Origin of the sequence: Massilia oculi (genome assembly GCF_003143515.1) — a bacterium.
Lineage (GTDB): Bacteria > Pseudomonadota > Gammaproteobacteria > Burkholderiales > Burkholderiaceae_D > Telluria > Telluria oculi.
Genome location: NZ_CP029343.1, coordinates 4,790,483 through 4,804,845 on the forward strand (window position 1 = coordinate 4,790,483; position 14,363 = coordinate 4,804,845).

Annotated in this window: 18 protein-coding genes and 1 pseudogene; 8 read left to right on the top strand and 11 right to left on the bottom strand. The window is 68.4% G+C overall.

Going from position 1 to position 14,363, the window contains the following annotated elements:
- Window positions 1–2: 2 nt before the first annotated feature.
- The 4 genes from DIR46_RS21675 to ribA form a co-directional block, all read right to left on the bottom strand.
- A complete protein-coding gene (locus tag DIR46_RS21675; RefSeq protein WP_109347094.1) occupies window positions 3–1,013 on the bottom strand; it encodes an FHA domain-containing protein in 1,011 nt (336 codons plus the stop codon).
- Window positions 1,010–1,744 (bottom strand): hypothetical protein, encoded by a 735-nt coding sequence (locus DIR46_RS27410; protein WP_229446351.1) that lies wholly within the window; start codon window positions 1,742–1,744, stop codon window positions 1,010–1,012. Before DIR46_RS27410 ends, DIR46_RS21675 begins: the two co-directional genes overlap by 4 nt.
- Entirely contained in the window at window positions 1,741–2,466 is a 726-nt protein-coding gene (locus DIR46_RS27415; RefSeq protein WP_229446352.1) for a S1 family peptidase, read from the bottom strand. Before DIR46_RS27415 ends, DIR46_RS27410 begins: the two co-directional genes overlap by 4 nt.
- 83 nt (window positions 2,467–2,549) lie before the next feature.
- Entirely contained in the window at window positions 2,550–3,242 is a 693-nt protein-coding gene (gene ribA / locus DIR46_RS21685; RefSeq protein WP_109347095.1) for a GTP cyclohydrolase II, read from the bottom strand.
- Between the two features lie 242 nt (window positions 3,243–3,484).
- Here ribA and DIR46_RS27420 point away from each other — a divergent pair, with 242 nt between their 5' ends.
- Together DIR46_RS27420 and DIR46_RS21690 are read left to right on the top strand one after the other, a co-directional pair.
- Complete coding sequence (locus DIR46_RS27420; RefSeq protein WP_229446353.1) at window positions 3,485–4,144, top strand: PDC sensor domain-containing protein; 660 nt, start codon at window positions 3,485–3,487, stop codon at window positions 4,142–4,144.
- A complete protein-coding gene (locus tag DIR46_RS21690; RefSeq protein WP_229446354.1) occupies window positions 4,051–5,766 on the top strand; it encodes an ATP-binding protein in 1,716 nt (571 codons plus the stop codon). The genes DIR46_RS27420 and DIR46_RS21690 overlap by 94 nt, the downstream gene beginning before the upstream one ends.
- Window positions 5,767–5,786: 20 nt before the next feature.
- Here the strand turns inward: DIR46_RS21690 and DIR46_RS21695 are convergent, their stop codons facing one another.
- Complete coding sequence (locus DIR46_RS21695) at window positions 5,787–6,746, bottom strand: hypothetical protein (protein ID WP_109347096.1); 960 nt, start codon at window positions 6,744–6,746, stop codon at window positions 5,787–5,789.
- Window positions 6,747–6,794: 48 nt separating this feature from the next.
- Between DIR46_RS21695 and DIR46_RS26770 the strand changes: the two genes are divergently transcribed.
- Window positions 6,795–6,986, top strand: a complete 192-nt coding sequence (locus DIR46_RS26770) for a hypothetical protein (protein WP_162819588.1) — start codon at window positions 6,795–6,797, stop codon at window positions 6,984–6,986.
- 162 nt (window positions 6,987–7,148) lie between these two features.
- Here the strand turns inward: DIR46_RS26770 and DIR46_RS21700 are convergent, their stop codons facing one another.
- Both DIR46_RS21700 and DIR46_RS21705 read right to left on the bottom strand, forming a co-directional pair.
- The gene (locus tag DIR46_RS21700; RefSeq protein ID WP_229446355.1) at window positions 7,149–7,517 is read right to left on the bottom strand and encodes a response regulator transcription factor; all 369 of its coding nucleotides are present in this window, start codon (window positions 7,515–7,517) and stop codon (window positions 7,149–7,151) included.
- 102 nt (window positions 7,518–7,619) lie between these two features.
- Window positions 7,620–7,841 (bottom strand): DUF3820 family protein, encoded by a 222-nt coding sequence (locus DIR46_RS21705; RefSeq protein ID WP_109347098.1) that lies wholly within the window; start codon window positions 7,839–7,841, stop codon window positions 7,620–7,622.
- Window positions 7,842–7,905: 64 nt separating this feature from the next.
- Between DIR46_RS21705 and DIR46_RS21710 the strand changes: the two genes are divergently transcribed.
- Window positions 7,906–8,322 carry a DUF1810 domain-containing protein gene (locus tag DIR46_RS21710; protein ID WP_109347099.1) on the top strand — a complete coding sequence of 139 codons (417 nt, stop codon included), beginning with the start codon at window positions 7,906–7,908 and terminating at the stop codon, window positions 8,320–8,322.
- A gap of 16 nt (window positions 8,323–8,338) precedes the next feature.
- Here the strand turns inward: DIR46_RS21710 and DIR46_RS21715 are convergent, their stop codons facing one another.
- Entirely contained in the window at window positions 8,339–8,764 is a 426-nt protein-coding gene (locus DIR46_RS21715) for a DUF7684 family protein (RefSeq protein WP_109348106.1), read from the bottom strand.
- Window positions 8,765–8,818: 54 nt separating this feature from the next.
- Window positions 8,819–9,196, bottom strand: a complete 378-nt coding sequence (locus DIR46_RS21720; RefSeq protein WP_109347100.1) for a MerR family transcriptional regulator — start codon at window positions 9,194–9,196, stop codon at window positions 8,819–8,821.
- Between the two features lie 70 nt (window positions 9,197–9,266).
- On the opposite strand from DIR46_RS21720, the gene DIR46_RS21725 reads away from it, so the two are divergent.
- On the top strand, window positions 9,267–10,196 hold the full coding sequence (locus DIR46_RS21725) for an alpha/beta fold hydrolase (protein WP_109347101.1): 930 nt from the start codon (window positions 9,267–9,269) through the stop codon (window positions 10,194–10,196).
- Here the strand turns inward: DIR46_RS21725 and DIR46_RS26775 are convergent.
- Window positions 10,193–10,336 carry a response regulator gene (locus DIR46_RS26775; protein ID WP_162819589.1) on the bottom strand — a complete coding sequence of 48 codons (144 nt, stop codon included), beginning with the start codon at window positions 10,334–10,336 and terminating at the stop codon, window positions 10,193–10,195. The genes DIR46_RS21725 and DIR46_RS26775 overlap by 4 nt on opposite strands.
- 51 nt (window positions 10,337–10,387) lie before the next feature.
- Window positions 10,388–10,678: pseudogene (locus DIR46_RS26985) on the bottom strand (PAS domain-containing protein); the annotation flags it as partial.
- 81 nt (window positions 10,679–10,759) lie between these two features.
- On the opposite strand from DIR46_RS26985, the gene DIR46_RS21735 reads away from it, so the two are divergent.
- From DIR46_RS21735 to DIR46_RS21745, 3 genes are all read left to right on the top strand, one after another.
- Window positions 10,760–12,247, top strand: a complete 1,488-nt coding sequence (locus DIR46_RS21735; RefSeq protein WP_109347102.1) for an NYN domain-containing protein — start codon at window positions 10,760–10,762, stop codon at window positions 12,245–12,247.
- 113 nt (window positions 12,248–12,360) lie between these two features.
- Window positions 12,361–12,792 carry a hypothetical protein gene (locus DIR46_RS21740; RefSeq protein WP_109347103.1) on the top strand — a complete coding sequence of 144 codons (432 nt, stop codon included), beginning with the start codon at window positions 12,361–12,363 and terminating at the stop codon, window positions 12,790–12,792.
- Between the two features lie 80 nt (window positions 12,793–12,872).
- On the top strand, window positions 12,873–14,357 hold the full coding sequence (locus DIR46_RS21745) for a sodium:solute symporter (RefSeq protein WP_109347104.1): 1,485 nt from the start codon (window positions 12,873–12,875) through the stop codon (window positions 14,355–14,357).
- Window positions 14,358–14,363 lie beyond the last annotated feature (6 nt).

A 14,363-nucleotide genomic window follows, 5' to 3' on the forward strand; every position in this document is an offset into this window, starting at 1 on the left:
GCTCAGTTGCCGCCACCACGCTCCGCATCGATCTCCTTCTTCATCGCCCCGACCTGGTCGATGTAGTCGGCCACTGGCACGCCCGGACTGGCGCGCAGCTCGGGCGGCAGCAGGACCGGCATGTACAGCTCGTCGGCGGTGCGGCCGTGGCGCTGCATGTTCCCGGCCAGGATCAGGCTCGACACCAGCACCGCCAGCGCGCCGCAGGCCAGTCGCAGGCGGCGCCGGTATTGCGGCGTGACGGTGGCGAGGTGGAAGTAGACCGCCACCGCCACCGTCGCCACCGCCATGTGCGACGCGTACGCGGTCAGCCATTCGAGCGACCAGGCATAGGCGACGACGCTGGCCAGCAGGCGCAGCCCCACCAGCGCCGTCAGCGCGCAGCCATAGATGAACAGGTGGCGCCCGAGGCGCGCGCGGCGCCCGAACAGGCGGTTGCCGAAAGCCCACAGGCCGGCCCACGCCAGGCCGATGCCGCTGGCGGCGGCCGGGAACAGGGCGTAGCGCTCCAGGTCGTTGCTGGCGTCCGTCAGCCAGGCCACCAGCAGCGCCGCCAGCACGGCCAGCACGATGCCGGCGGCGCCCGGCAGCATGCCTTCCCAGCCGTGCATGGTGCGGTCGACCAGTTCCGGCGCCACACGGTGCGCGGCGCCGCGGATGCGCAGCGAGGTATGGCCCATGCGCACCACGGTGTCGCCGTCGATCGCCAGTTCGTCCTTGATGCGCCGGCTCTTGTGCACGATGCCGTTGCGGCTGCCGAGGTCGCGCAGCCGCAGCCGCCCGTCCAGGCCGGCCTCGACCACGGCGTGATGGGCGGCTGCGTAGTCGTCGTCGACGATGAAGTCGTTGTCGTAGGCGCGGCCCATGCGGATCGGCAGCGCCGCCACGCGATGGCGGTGCAGCACCTCGCCGTTGCGGGCCAGGGTTTCGATGGTCCACGGGCCGCGCAACGACGCGGTGCGCGCCGGTGCGCCCGCCGGCGAGTGCAATGCCTGGCTGGTGTGCTCGCTCATCGCCGTCCACTGCGCCCGAAGGCGCCCAGGTAGGCGCGCGTGACGCGCAGGCCGTTCTCGTAGGAGACGCCGGACACGTCCAGGCGGCTCTGCAGGCTCGATTGCGAGGCATCCAGGCTGGCCGTGAGCAGGGTGAAGTTGTACAGGCCCTCGAACTTGCGGTAGGCGCGCACGCAAGTGACGGCGCGCAGCGGCAGGGTCCGGGTATGCACGAAGCGTTCGGTGCAGAACGGCTTGGTCAGGCGCGGATCGCCCGTGCTGCCCAGGTTGTTGACCTGGAAGGTATCGCTGGCCAGCGTCGCGAAGCGCATCGGATCCATGGTGCCGCTGCGGATGTACTGGTGGGTCATGGACACGTTGCCGGTCTGCTGCACGTCCGACACGAACACCGCCGACTGCATCACGCAGCTCATCGAATCGGTGCTGTAGACCGCGCCGCGGGCATTCGAACGCCCCCAGCAGCGCACCTCGCCCGATTCGCGCACCGGCACCAGGTACTGGCCCATGCCCTTGAGCGTGAGGGGTTCCTCGAGCAGCTTGTCGACCATATTGCCCTGGTGCGCCAGCAGCTGCTTGCCGATCAAGGGATTGAAATCGGCCGGCGGGGCGGCCTGTTCGGCCACCTTGCGCAGCAGCTCCTGCGCATGCTTGACCGGCACCAGGAAGCTGACCGACTCGCCGTCGCGCCGGCGCGAGACGTTGATGCCGGCCACGGTGCCGCTGGCGGTCACGCTAGGCCCCCGCTCATGCCCGAGTTGATCGGGCCGGAAAAAATCAGGCGGTCGTAGAAGCTGCGCGTCAGCACGCCGTTATAGGCGCCTTCCGAGATCGCGAAGCCCAGGTCGAGAGGATTGCCGAGCGAGTACAGGCGCTGCCCCTGGCGCAGCCGCACCGGCTGCTCGGGCACCTTGAAGAAGCCGCTGCCGTTGCGGTTGATGCGCACCACGGCCAGGTCGTGCAGCACGTCGACCGCCATCAGCTCGACCGGGCCGGTGTTGCCGTCGGTGTCGATGTATTCGGCCGTATAGATGGCGGGGTCGAGCGCCATCTGCGACACCACGTGGTAATTGGTCAGCGCCAGGTTGCTGGTGCCGACCAGGAAGCCTGAGCCGACCGTCGACTGGGTGCGGCCGTTCTTGAGCAGCATGCGGATCTGCAGCAGGTCGCCGCGCGCGGAGTCGTACAGGTCCTGGGCCGCCAGCGAAGGTTCGGGCAGGGCGTCCTGGGCCTCGGTCTCGCCCGGCAGCGGCGCGTTCGGCGTGGCCGCGGGCGCGGTATCGACCGGCATCTGGGGCGCGCCAGCGGCGGCCCCGGCGGTGTTCTGGGTCGTGCGCGGCGCGGGCGGAGCAAGATTCTGCGGCTGGGGCTGGGCAGCGGCCGGCGGCGACGTCGCCTCGAGGGCGATGCCGATGGCGGTGCAGGTCAGCAGGAGTGCCAGGACAGCTCGTTTCATGCAATAGTTTGATGGCAGTGTGAGATGCTATCTTGCCACCGGATCAACGCGCGTTGCGCGCGTTAGCGCACGTTTACGCGCAATTACGATGCCGATGCCGGCGTCTTGGCGGGTTCGACCAGCGCCTGTTCGCCCTGTTCGACGGCGGTCAGCGGCGCCATCATGTGGCCCAGCTTGGCCTGCTTGGTGTTCAGGTAGCTGTTGTTGTAGGCATTGCGGTTGACCAGCAGCGGCACGCGCTCGGCGACCGTGACGCCGATGCGGTTCAGGGCGTCGATCTTGCGCGGGTTGTTGGTCATCAGGCGCACCGACTTGATGCCGAACTGCTCCAGCATCGGCCGGCACAGCTCGTAGTTGCGGGCATCGGCATGGAAGCCCAGCTGCAGGTTGGCCTCGACCGTGTCGGCCCCGGCTTCCTGCAGGCGGTAGGCGCGGATCTTATTGACCAGGCCGATGCCGCGGCCCTCCTGGCGCAGGTAGAGCAGGATGCCGCGGCCTTCCTCGGCTATGCGCTGCAGCGCGCCTTCGAGCTGGGCGCCGCAGTCGCAGCGTTGCGAAAACATCACGTCGCCGGTGAGGCATTCGGAATGCACCCGCGCCAGCACCGGTTCGCCGGTCGACAGGTCGCCCAGGGCCATCGCCAGGTGTTCCTTGCCGGTGGCCGGTTCGACCCAGGCATGCAGCGTGAACTGGGCCCACGGCGTCGGCAGCGCGCACGAGGTGGCATAGTCCAGCAGGGAAGGCGGCGTGAGTGCGGCGGCGGCGGTGGCTTGCATGACGGTGTTTCCAATCGATGTCGATGTACTTATAGCCGTGAAGTTTACCGGAAATCGGGCATGGCCGTGTGGAATCACCTGCTTTTCGGCCCGCAGCGCCGCCTACTCTGCCGTAAGGAAGACCAACACTGTTTATGCGTGCTGGATGGAATCCGGTCATGACGCACAATTGACCAAGTCTCCTCTTGCCGGATGCCGGGATGCGCGTGATACGCTGGCAAAACAATAATTCCAGGTGCCGCATGCCAAGTCTCCCTCGCTTTCCTTCCAGCCTGACTCCGCGCGGCCTCGGCGCCTGGCTCGCGCTTGCGTTCTCGGGGCTGACCGTGGTCCTGACCCTGCTGCTGGTCGAAGTGGTCGAGCGCGCCGCCACCGACCAGGTCAAGAGCAGCATCGGCAGCGGGCTGGGCGAAATGGCGATGCAGACCGCCGACAAGCTCGATCGCGGCATGTACGAGCGCTATCGCGAGGTGCGGCTGATGGCGCGCCGCGGCGACCTGGTCGCGGCCGGCACGTCGCACGCCGAACGCCGCCGCATCCTGGGCGACATGCAGTCGACCTACGGCTACTACGAGTGGATCGGCATGGCGGCCCTCGACGGCACGGTGCTGGTCGAGGCGCGCGGCCTGCTGGAAGGGAAGAACGTGGCCAAGCGGCCGTGGTTCATGAATGCCCTCGACGGCACCTACGTCGGCGACGTCCACGAGGCGGTGCTGCTGGCCAAGCTGCTGCCGGTGCAGGAGGGGAGCCGCGCCGCTTCGTCGACGTCGCGTTTCCCTGGCTGGATGCGAACGGCAAGCCGGCCGGCGTGCTGGGCACCCACCTGTCGTGGGAATGGGCGCGCGACGTCGAGCGTTCGATCATCGCGCCGGTGCAGGCGCGTAACCGGGTGCAGGCGCTGATCGTCAGCGCCGAGGGCGTGGTGCTGCTGGGCCCCGAGGGCCTGCAAGACACGAAAGTCGACCTGCCCAGCCTGCGCCAGGCGCGCCAGGGTCGCACCGGCTACGCGGTCGAGCGCTGGGAGGACGGGCGCGACTACCTGGTCGGATACGCCGCCACGCGCGCGGTGGGCGACTATCCGGGCCTGGGCTGGCACGTGCTGGTGCGCCAGGACCTCGAGGACGCCTATCTTCCGGTGCGCGAGCTGCGCGCCCGCGCGCTGTGGAGCGGCGCCGCGCTGGCGCTGCTGTTCTCGCTGGCCGGCCTGCTGCTGGCGCGCCGCATCACGCGTCCCTTGCAGGCACTGGCAGCGTCGGCCGACCATCTGCGCCGCGGCGACAGCCAGGAGCTGGTGCCGGCGCGGCGCGGCTATACCGAGGTGCGCCAGCTGTCGGGCGCGCTCAATGCGCTGGTGACGGCGCTGGTGGACCGGCGCGCCGAGCTGCAGACGCTGAACGACACCCTCGAACAGCGGGTCGAGCAGCGCACCCGCGAACTGGAGCGCGCGCTGGCCTCGGTGCGCGCCAGCGAGCAGCGCATGGCCACCATCGTCGGGGCGGCGCAGGACGCCTTCATCGCGGCCGACCAGCGTGGCATGATCCTCGACTGGAATCCGGCCGCCGAACGCATGTTCGGCTGGAGCCGTCACGACGCGGTGGGATGGCCTTTGGCCGAGATGATCCTGCCGGAGCGCTACCGCGCCAGCATCGTCAAGGCGCTGCGCGGCTTCCACCAGGGCGGCAAGTTTGCGTATGGCCGGCGCCTGGAGCGGATCGTGGTCAACCGCCAGGGCGCGGAATTCACGGTCGAGACCACGGTGGCGCTGGCGGGCGAGGGTGAGGACGCCTTCTTCAGCATCTTCCTGCACGATATCTCCGAGCGCAAGAAGGTGGACCGCATGAAGAGCGAATTCGTGTCCACCGTCTCGCACGAGCTGCGCACGCCGCTCACCTCGATCCACGCCTCGCTGTCGCTGCTCGACACCGGCATGGCCGGCGAGCTGCCGCCGGACGTGGCCAAGCTGATCCACATTGCCAGCCAGAGCTGCGAGCGCCTGATGCGGATGGTGAACGACCTGCTCGACATCCAGAAGATCGAGGCGGGCCAGATGGAATACCAGCGCAGCGTGCAGCCGCTGGCGCCGGTGCTGCGGCACGCGGCCGAGACGATGGAGGGCCAGGCGCGCCAGGCCGGCATCGCCCTGCGCCTCGACCTGCCGCCGGGCGCCGAAGGGGTGCAGGCCGCGATCGACCATGACCGCCTGGTGCAGGTGCTGAGCAACCTGCTGTCGAACGCGATCAAGTTCACGCCGTCCGGCAAGACGGTGACCGTGGGCCTGGCGCAGCGGCCGGGCTGGGCGCGGGTGAGCGTGACCGACGAGGGTCCGGGCATCCCGCCCGCATTCCAGGGCCGCGTATTCGATCGCTTCGCCCAGGCCGATGGCGCCGACTCGCGCCGCCGCAGCGGCACCGGGTTGGGGCTGAGCATCAGCAAGGCGATCGTCGAGGAGCACGGCGGCACGATCGGTTTCGAGACCCGGGCCGGGATGGGAACGCGGTTCACGGTGGAGTTGCCGCTGGGGTGATGGGTCCAGCGCCCTGCAATCTAGCGCAGCGCGTGCACCGCCATCCCGCCAAAGCTCTTCCACGCGCCAAACGACTGCTCCAGCTGCGGCAGCAGGCGCATCAGCGCTGGCTTGTCGAAGTGGAAGGTGGTGGCCGAGCCGGCGATGCCGCGCCGGTCTGCCAGCGCATAGGCTTGCGCCTCGTCCTGGGCTGCGGGCATCTTCAGCAGCACCAGCACCTTTTGCCCGCCCAGGTCGAACATCAGCAGGTCGCCCCTGGCGCCCGGTCCGACGCGCCGGTAGTGGCGTTCCACGCCGGTGCCGGCCGGTCCGGCCTCGAGCGCGATGCGCACCTGCTTGCCATGCTTGACGCCCCAGTCCAGGAAGGGCGCCGCGTGGCGCCGTATCTCATCGGGGGCGGTGCGGTAGTTGCGCACCGTTAGCGCATCCACGTGGCGCGCCAGGCCGCGCAGCAGCGCGTCCTCGTCGTTCCAGTCGGCCGGCGCCACGGCCTCGAGCCGCATCTTGCCGGCGGCCTCGCGCAGCGCGGCGAGCAGGTCGAGGTAATGCCCGTCGCGCGCCGCCTTCGGCAGCTTGTCGGGATCGAGCAGCTGGGGCTGGACGTCCAGCTGGACGCCCTTCAGGCGCTCCTGTGCGCCGGCCTGCGCGTTGTAGGCGGCGTAGGCGCGCATGCGGCCGACGGCGTCGGCGCGCGCGGTCGGCAGGATCAGGTCCGGCCCGTCCTCGAAGACGGTCACCGCGATGCCGCGGCCATCCGCCTGGCGCACGAAGGCCGCCAATGCCTGCGGCTCGGCGACCTGGCCGGCGCGCACCGGCACATTGATGAACAATTCGCCCAGCCCCTCGCTGGCGGCCCAGTCGAGCATGTCGTCGGCGCGTTCGCGCCAGGTGTTCGGGCTCCAGGCCCAGGTGGCGCGCGGCGCACGCCGGCGCACCTCGGCGGCGTCCTCGGGTTCTTGCGTGGACAGGCCCGGCCGCAAGGGGGCAGGGGCGGCGGCTGCTCCGCACCCAGCGTGTGGCCGGTGACGATGAACTCCTTGTCCCGCCGTTCGCCGCGCAGCAGGATCGTCTCGCCCGGCGCCGCGTTCCGTGGCAGGAAGTGCAGGGCCTGGACGCCGCTGGCGGCCACCTTGAGCGGCACGGCGCGGCAGCCGGGATCGGGCTTGCCCGGCGCTTCGGTGACGATGGCGCGCATGCGCGCGCCCAGGGCGGTGGTGTAGTCCTCGGTCACGGCGCCGGGCGAGGCGAGCGGGGCGCCAGGGCACAGCAGCAAGGTAGCGGCCCGGGCCGGCAAGGTCAGCGATGACAGCAGGAGCGGAAGCAGGAAAATGGAGCGCGGCATGACCCGAGTGTAAGCGACTCGGGCGATTCGCAGCGCCCGCTTAAGTGGCCGGCAGCAGGAGGCGCCTTACGCGCGCCAGCAGTTCGTTCGGCTGGAAGGGCTTGCTGACGAAGTCGTTGGCGCCGGCGTCGAGCGCGCGCACGGTGTCGCGCTCGGTGTTCTTGGCGGTCAGCATCAGGATCGGCACCGCCGCCCAATCGGCGCGCGCGCGGGCCAGGGCGACGATCTCGAAGCCGTCGAGATGGGGCAGCATCACGTCCATCAGCACCAGGTCGGGAATCTCTGGACTGGCGGCGACATACTCGCTCGCGGCGCGGCCGTCGGCCATGTGCGTGACGCGGTAGCCCTGGCGTTCGAGCATGAAACGCAATACCTGGGCGATGTGGTCGTCGTCTTCGACCACCAGCACCAGGGCGCGGGAGCGTGTTCGTTGAGCATGGTGGATTCTTCGTTGAATGTTCGATTATACCGATGCCCAAGCGGATTTTGGCGGGTGTATTGCTAGAGGGAATCACCTAGTCGGTGCTTTGCGCAGCGGATCGAGCAGGCCGCCCAAATCATTATGGTCGAGTTCGTACATCAGGGCCAGTAACTGGCCCAATTCGCCGCGCGGAAAGCCCTCGCGTGCGAACCAACCCAGGTAGTGGCCCGGCAGGTCGGCCAGCTTGCGGCCTTTATATTTCCCGTAGGGCATTTCGCGGATGAGGAGGAGGGAGAGGTGTTCGGCGTTCATCGTGCGGCACTTTAGCAAACAACGACGGCGTTGTAGCATTTGGATGACAAGGGGAGGAAATGTCATGGATGAGTTCAACCTGACGCGCTTCGTCGAGGCGCAGGAGCCGGTCTACGCCGATGTGCTGGCCGAATTGCGGGCCGGGCGCAAGCGCAGCCACTGGATATGGTACGTCTTTCCGCAGTTCAAGGGGCTGGGCAGCAGCGAGATGGCGCAGCGTTATGCCATCGCCTCAGAGGACGAGGCGGCCGCCTACCTGGCCCATCCGGTGCTGGGCCGGCGCCTGCGCGAATGCGCCGGCATCGTCGCCGCGCTCGACGGGCCGTCGGCGCACGAGATCTTCGGGTACCCGGACGAGCTGAAATTCCGCTCGTCGATGACGCTGTTCGCCGACGTGGCGCCGGACGAAGCCGTGTTCCAGGCCTGCATCGACAAGTATTTCGACGGCGAAGCCGACCCGGAAACGCTGGCGCGGGTGTAGGGATCGGGCCGGCGGTTCAGGCGTCGGCGAACTGCGCCAGCAATTCGTCGGGCCGGCCGCGCACCGCCACGTGCAGGATCACCGCGGTGCTGAAGCGCAGCGCCGGATGGCTGGCGCGGTGGCGGGCGAACCAGAACACCTCGTCCAGGTCGTCGTCCTCGTGCGCCGTGGTCAGCACGGTCTGTTCAGGCGCCACGTCTTCGTAATCGAACGCCTCCAGGGCCGCGTCCTCGACCGCCTCGTCCCAGCTCGCGCACTCCTTGCCCCATGCCAGCATGAAGCGGCAGCCGGAATCGACCAGCCAGCGCGCGACGTCCCAGCGCCACATCTCGTCGCTGTCGTCGTCGATCACCACCACGGCCATGAACGGCGCCAGGTGCTTCAGGTCGGGCAGGGCGTCGTGGGGACGCAGCTGCAGGTAATGGGCTTTGTGTGCTTGCATGGTGTCGATGCCGGAAAAGGTTGGCGGCATTATCGCCGCCCGGAGCCGATCATGCTAGTCGCCGGCGGTTCCCGCCAGCATGGCGCGCAGGCGCGCGCGCCGCCGTTCGAGTTCGCCCATCTTGGCTTCGATGGCGGCCAGCAGCTTGTGCTGGGCCGGCGCCGTCTCGGCGCACATGGCGGCGCCCTCGACCGCCAGCATGCAGTTGGGGAAGCCGCGGATCTCGGCCAGGGTGAAGCCGGCCGCGATCAGGCGCTGGATCTGGCGCACCCGGGTCACGGCGGCCGGCGGAAACACGCGGTAGCCGTTGGCGGCGCGACGGGCGCCGAGCAGGCCCTGTTGGTCGTAGTGGCGCAGCGAGCGCACGCTGGCGCCGGTCTGGCGCGCCAGCTCGCCGATCGCCAGCACTGCAGGGGAAGAATCGGATTGCATGCGGTTTTCGCTTGACCCTCACATTAATGTCAGGCTTCAGGATAGCATTTCATCGATCCTGGAGTACACCATGAACCTGAATCATCCATTCGCGCGGGCGCGCGCCCGCATCTTCCTGCTGGCCGCGATCCTCTTCGCCGCCTGTTCCCTGGCGCAGGCCGCGACCCGGCACGGCACCGTTACCGCGCCCGACGGCGTGACCCTGGCGGTGCAGGAATCCGGCAATCCGGACGGCCCCGCCATCCTGTTCATCCACGGCCTGCTGGGCAGTCACCTGAACTGGGATGCCCAGCGCGCCAGTCCGGCGCTGCAGGGATACCGCCTGATCAGCTACGACCTGCGCGGCCACGGCCTGTCCGGCAAGCCGGGCGGCCCGGCGGCCTACCGCGAAGGGCGGCGCTGGGCCGACGACCTGGCGGCCGTCATCGCGGCCACGAAGGCGCACAAGCCGGTGCTGGTCGGCTGGTCGCTGGGAGCGGCGGTGATCTCGAACTATCTGGCCGCATATGGCGACGCCGCCATCGGCGGCGCGGTCTATGTCAACGGCGTCGTCGAATTGACGGATGCGCGCCAGATCGTCGCACACCCCGACGTCTATCGCGACCTGAATGCGTCCGACCTGGGCACGCGCCTCGATGCCCAGCGCGCCTTCCTGGCCCTGTGCTTCCACACCAGGCCGGGCCAGGGCGACTTCGAGCGCCTGCTGGGCGCCGCCGCCATGGCCTCCTGGGACATGCAGGCCGCGGTGCATTCGATGGACGTGTCCCTGCGCGGCCTGGCGGCCGCGCGGGTGCCGGTGCTGCTGCTGTATGGCGCGCGCGACGCCCTGGTCCACGCGGCGCCGACGATGGCAAGGGCGCGCCAGCTCAACGCACGCATCGAACAGGCGGTGTATGCGGAGTCGGGCCACGCTCCGTTCGTCGAAGAGCCGGAACGCTTTGCGCGGGACCTGGCGCGCTTCGTGCAGGGCGGGCCGCGCCAGGTTGCACCGGGGAGTTAGGCTGCAGTGTGACAGCAGGCGCCGAGCAGCGCGTACAGCCGCCCGGTATCGATCGGCTTGACCAGGTGATGGTCGAAACCGGCCGCGAGGATCTGGTCGCGGTCGCGCGCCTGGCCGTAGCCGGTGACCGCGACCAGCATCGCCTCCGCCGTTTCCGGCAGTGCCCGCAGGCGGCGCGCAAGCTGCAGCAGCTAGGCCGCGGCGCCGATCGGCGCCAGGGGATTGCGCAGCTCGTGCACCAGCATGGCCAGGAATTCGTCCTTGCGGCGATCGGCCTCGCGCAGATTTTCTTCCGCCGCCTTGCGCTCGGCGATGTCGCTGGCGGCGCCGATCCATTCATGGATCGCTCCGCTGGCGTCGACCATCGGCACCGCGCGCGACAGGGACCAGCCGAAGCTGCCATCGGCGCGCCGCACGCGATGTTCCAGTTCGAAGATCGACCTCTGGTCGATGGCGCGCCTGATGGCCGATTGGCCGCCGGCGCGAGCGGGACGGCGGAAAGCTCCGGCGGTTGCGTATAATCGCCGTTAGCCTGTCCACTTACTACCAGAAAACAACAACTCATGGCCTCATCTTCCGACAACATCAGCATGGCGGTGTTCTGCGACTTCGAAAACGTCGCACTGGGCGTGCGCGACGCCAACTACGAGAAATTCGACATCAAGCCGGTGCTGGAACGCCTGCTGCTCAAGGGCAGCATCGTGGTCAAGAAGTCGTACTGCGACTGGGACCGCTACAAAGGCTTCAAGGCGGCCATGCACGAGGCGAACTTCGAGCTGATCGAGATCCCGCACGTGCGCCAGTCGGGCAAGAATTCGGCCGACATCCGCCTGGTCGTCGACGCCCTCGACCTGTGCTACACCAAGTCGCATGTCAATACCTTCGTCATCATCAGCGGCGACTCCGACTTTTCGCCGCTGGTCTCGAAGCTGCGCGAGAACGCCAAGCAGGTGATCGGTGTCGGCGTCAAGCAGTCGACCTCCGACCTGCTGGTGGCCAACTGCGACGAATTCATCTTCTACGACGACCTGGTGCGCGAAAAGAACCGCGCCACCGCCAAGCGCAAGGAAGAGCAGGAGGCGCGCAAGGGCCAGTCGACGCGGCGTCCCAACGCGACCGACGACAAGCGTAAGGAAGAACTCGAGGCGCGCAAGGTGCAGGCGCTGGACATGGTGGTCGAAACCTTCGACGCCCTGGTATCCGAGCGCGGCGACACCGGCAAGATCTGGGCTTCGCTGCTGAAGGACACCCTCAAGCGCCGCCGTCCCGACTTCTCCGAGACCTATTACGGCTTCCGCACCTTCGGCAACCTGCTCGAGGAAGCGCAGACCCGCGGCCTGTTCGAGTTCGGCCGCGACGAGAAGTCGGGCACCTACGTCTACCGCAGCGCCAGCGCGCCGGCCCTCGCCCCGAGCGTCGAGGCTGCGGCGCAGGACGTCACTCAGGCGCCGGAAGCGGTGGTCCAGGACCTGGTCGACGCCATCGCTCCGGTCGACGGCGCGCCGGAAGAGGCGGCCAAGCCGGACACCCGCCGTGGCCGTGGCCGCGGTGGCCGCAAGGGTGGCCGCGCCGAAGCGGCGTCGAGCTCCGCGCCGATTCCGGCCTTGCTGGAACCGGTCGTGACCGATGCCGAAGCGGAGGCCGAAGCCGAAGCCATCGAGCAACCGGCCTCGCAGCCGACGCTGTTCGTGAGCGAGCCGGAAGCGCCCACCGCCCAGGAAGCGGAGCCCGCCGAAGCAGCGCCGGCCGCAGCGGCCCCGGTCAAGGAACGCCGCCGCACGCCGCGCAAGCCGTCCGCCAAGAAGCTGGCCGAACAGGCCGCGCTGGCGGCCGAGGCCGAGGAAGCCGCCGCCGTGCCGGCTGCGGTCGTGCCTGTGGAGCCCGAAGCGGCCGAAGCGGCCGAAGCGGAGCCGGTATCGGAGGCGACCCAGGACGACGCCAAGGCTGCGCGCAAGAAGACCGCCCGTCCGGCCCACAAGGCGCCGGCGCGCAAGGCTGCACCGCGCGCCCGCCGCCCGGCCAAGCCGAAGGCCGGGAGCGAGAACGGCTGATCTGCACAGGAGGGGCAGGGCTGGCGCGTGCGCCATCTCCTTCTCTCCGATGCAATAATGGCATCGCCTGTCCGGGCCCGGACAGGCGCCATCCGGCCGCGAAGGAGCTCGCCATGCGCACAGTTGCCAGCCTGTTGCTGTTGTCCCTGTTGGGCGCCTGCCTGCCGGCGCTGGCCCAGAAGGGTCCGGCCTCCGACCATCCGATCCTCGGCATCTGGCGTCTCGCCGTGCCCGACACCGATTGCCTCGAAACCTACCGCTTCCGCGCCGACGGCACCACGCTGGTCACCAGCGCCGCCGAGATTTCCGAGAGCGTCTACACGATCCCGAACAAGCCCGACCCCGACGGCTTCTACCGCCTGACCGACCGCGTCACCAAGGACAACGGCAAGCCCGATTGCTCCGGCAACGTCATGAAGCCGGGCGCCAACGCCACCCATTTCGTGCGCTTTCATCCGTCCGGCAAGCTGTTCCTGCTGTGCGCCGAAGCCTCGATCGAGGCCTGCATCGGCCCCTTCACCCGGGTGCGCGGCGAGGAGATCTGAGCGGCGGGAGTGGCCGCGGCCCTTGGGCCTGCGTGGCCTAGGGTGTATATTGCTGGGCGAAACGTCAACCTCGGCCCGCCATGTCCCCGCTACTTCTCTTCTGCATCCTCATCGCTTATTTCGCACTGCTGCTCGGCGTCGCCTGGGCCACCTCGAAGGGCGCCAACAACGACAGCTTCTTCATCGGTAACAAGAGCAGCAACTGGATGCTGGTCGCCTTCGGCATGGTCGGCACCACGCTGTCCGGCGTGACTTTTGTCAGCGTGCCGGGCGCCGTCGGCGTCGACGGCTTCGGCTATGCCCAGATCGTGATCGGCTACGTCATCGGCTACATCGCCGTAGCCTACGTGCTGCTGCCGCTGTACTACCGCCTGCAACTGACCTCGATCTACCACTACCTCGACGTGCGCCTCGGCCGCCGCGCCTACCAGAGCGGCGCCGGTTTCTTCATCGTCTCGCGCCTGCTGGGCGCCACCGCGCGCCTGTACCTGGTGGTGAACATCCTGCAAGCCATCATCCTCGACAGCCTGGGCGTGCCGTTCTGGCTCAGCACCCTGGTCGTGCTGGGCATGATCCTGCTCTACACCTACCAGGGCGGCGTGAAAACCATCGTCTGGACCGACACCCTGCAGACCAGCTGCATGCTGTTCGGCCTGTTCGCCTGCGTCTGGATCCTGCTGGGCGAGTTGAATATGTCGATCCCGGAAAGCCTGAACCAGATGCAGTCGCAGGGCCTGGCAAATATCTTCACCCATGACGTCGACAGCCCCAATTTCTGGCTCAAGCAGATCATCGCCGGCGCCCTGATCACGATCACCATGACCGGCATGGACCAGGAGATGATGCAGAAGACCATCTCGGTCAAGACCCTGAAGGATTCGCAAAAGAACATGCTGACCCTGACCGCGGTGCTGGTCGTGGTGCTGCTGTCATTCTTGTTCCTGGGCGGCCTGCTGTACCTGTATGCGCCGCTGGTGGGCGTGACGGCCACCGGCGACAAGATCTTCCCGGCGGTGGTGATGGGCCACCTGCCGGCAGGTCTGCAGATTATTTTCCTGATCGCCCTGATCTCGGCCCTGTTTCCCAGCGCGGACGGGGCCATCACGGCGCTGACCTCGTCGACCTGCATCGACCTGCTCGGCATCAAGCGCCGCACCGACCTGACCCAGGCCCAGGCAGAAAGCCTGCGCCGCCGCGTGCACCTGGGCTTCGCCTTCCTGTTCCTGCTGCTGGTGCTGGGCTTCAAGGCGGCCGACAACCCGAGCATGATCGGCGTAATCCTCAAGCTGGCAGCCTATACCTACGGGCCCTTGCTCGGCCTGTTCGCCTTCGGCATGCTGACCGCGCGCATGCCCAAGGACAGGCTTGTCCCGCTGGTGACGGTCGGCGCGCCCGTCCTGTGCGCGATCCTTGAGTACAATCAGGCTTACCTGCTCGGCGCCTATCGCCTCGGGCTGGAATTACTGTTGATTAACGGCATACTGGTGTTTGCCGGCTTGTATGCGATCTCGCGCCGCAACCCCGGCCTTGCCGGGGCCGGGCAGGTCGCCCGACCGCTTCATTGACCTAGA

Bases quoted from the DNA above. Each gene is read 5' to 3' on its own strand.
- DIR46_RS21675 (WP_109347094.1), bottom strand. From the start codon at position 1,013: ATGAGCGAGCACACCAGCCAGGCATTGCACTCGCCGGCGGGCGCACCG.
- DIR46_RS27415 (WP_229446352.1), bottom strand. From the start codon at position 2,466: ATGAAACGAGCTGTCCTGGCACTCCTGCTGACCTGCACCGCCATCGGC.
- ribA (WP_109347095.1), bottom strand. From the start codon at position 3,242: ATGCAAGCCACCGCCGCCGCCGCACTCACGCCGCCTTCCCTGCTGGAC.
- DIR46_RS27420 (WP_229446353.1), top strand. From the start codon at position 3,485: ATGCCAAGTCTCCCTCGCTTTCCTTCCAGCCTGACTCCGCGCGGCCTC.
- DIR46_RS26770 (WP_162819588.1), top strand. From the start codon at position 6,795: ATGAACTCCTTGTCCCGCCGTTCGCCGCGCAGCAGGATCGTCTCGCCC.
- DIR46_RS21705 (WP_109347098.1), bottom strand. From the start codon at position 7,841: ATGAACGCCGAACACCTCTCCCTCCTCCTCATCCGCGAAATGCCCTAC.
- DIR46_RS21710 (WP_109347099.1), top strand. From the start codon at position 7,906: ATGGATGAGTTCAACCTGACGCGCTTCGTCGAGGCGCAGGAGCCGGTC.
- DIR46_RS21715 (WP_109348106.1), bottom strand. From the start codon at position 8,764: ATGCAAGCACACAAAGCCCATTACCTGCAGCTGCGTCCCCACGACGCC.
- DIR46_RS21720 (WP_109347100.1), bottom strand. From the start codon at position 9,196: ATGCAATCCGATTCTTCCCCTGCAGTGCTGGCGATCGGCGAGCTGGCG.
- DIR46_RS21725 (WP_109347101.1), top strand. From the start codon at position 9,267: ATGAACCTGAATCATCCATTCGCGCGGGCGCGCGCCCGCATCTTCCTG.
- DIR46_RS26775 (WP_162819589.1), bottom strand. From the start codon at position 10,336: ATGCTGGTCGCGGTCACCGGCTACGGCCAGGCGCGCGACCGCGACCAG.
- DIR46_RS21735 (WP_109347102.1), top strand. From the start codon at position 10,760: ATGGCCTCATCTTCCGACAACATCAGCATGGCGGTGTTCTGCGACTTC.
- DIR46_RS21740 (WP_109347103.1), top strand. From the start codon at position 12,361: ATGCGCACAGTTGCCAGCCTGTTGCTGTTGTCCCTGTTGGGCGCCTGC.
- DIR46_RS21745 (WP_109347104.1), top strand. From the start codon at position 12,873: ATGTCCCCGCTACTTCTCTTCTGCATCCTCATCGCTTATTTCGCACTG.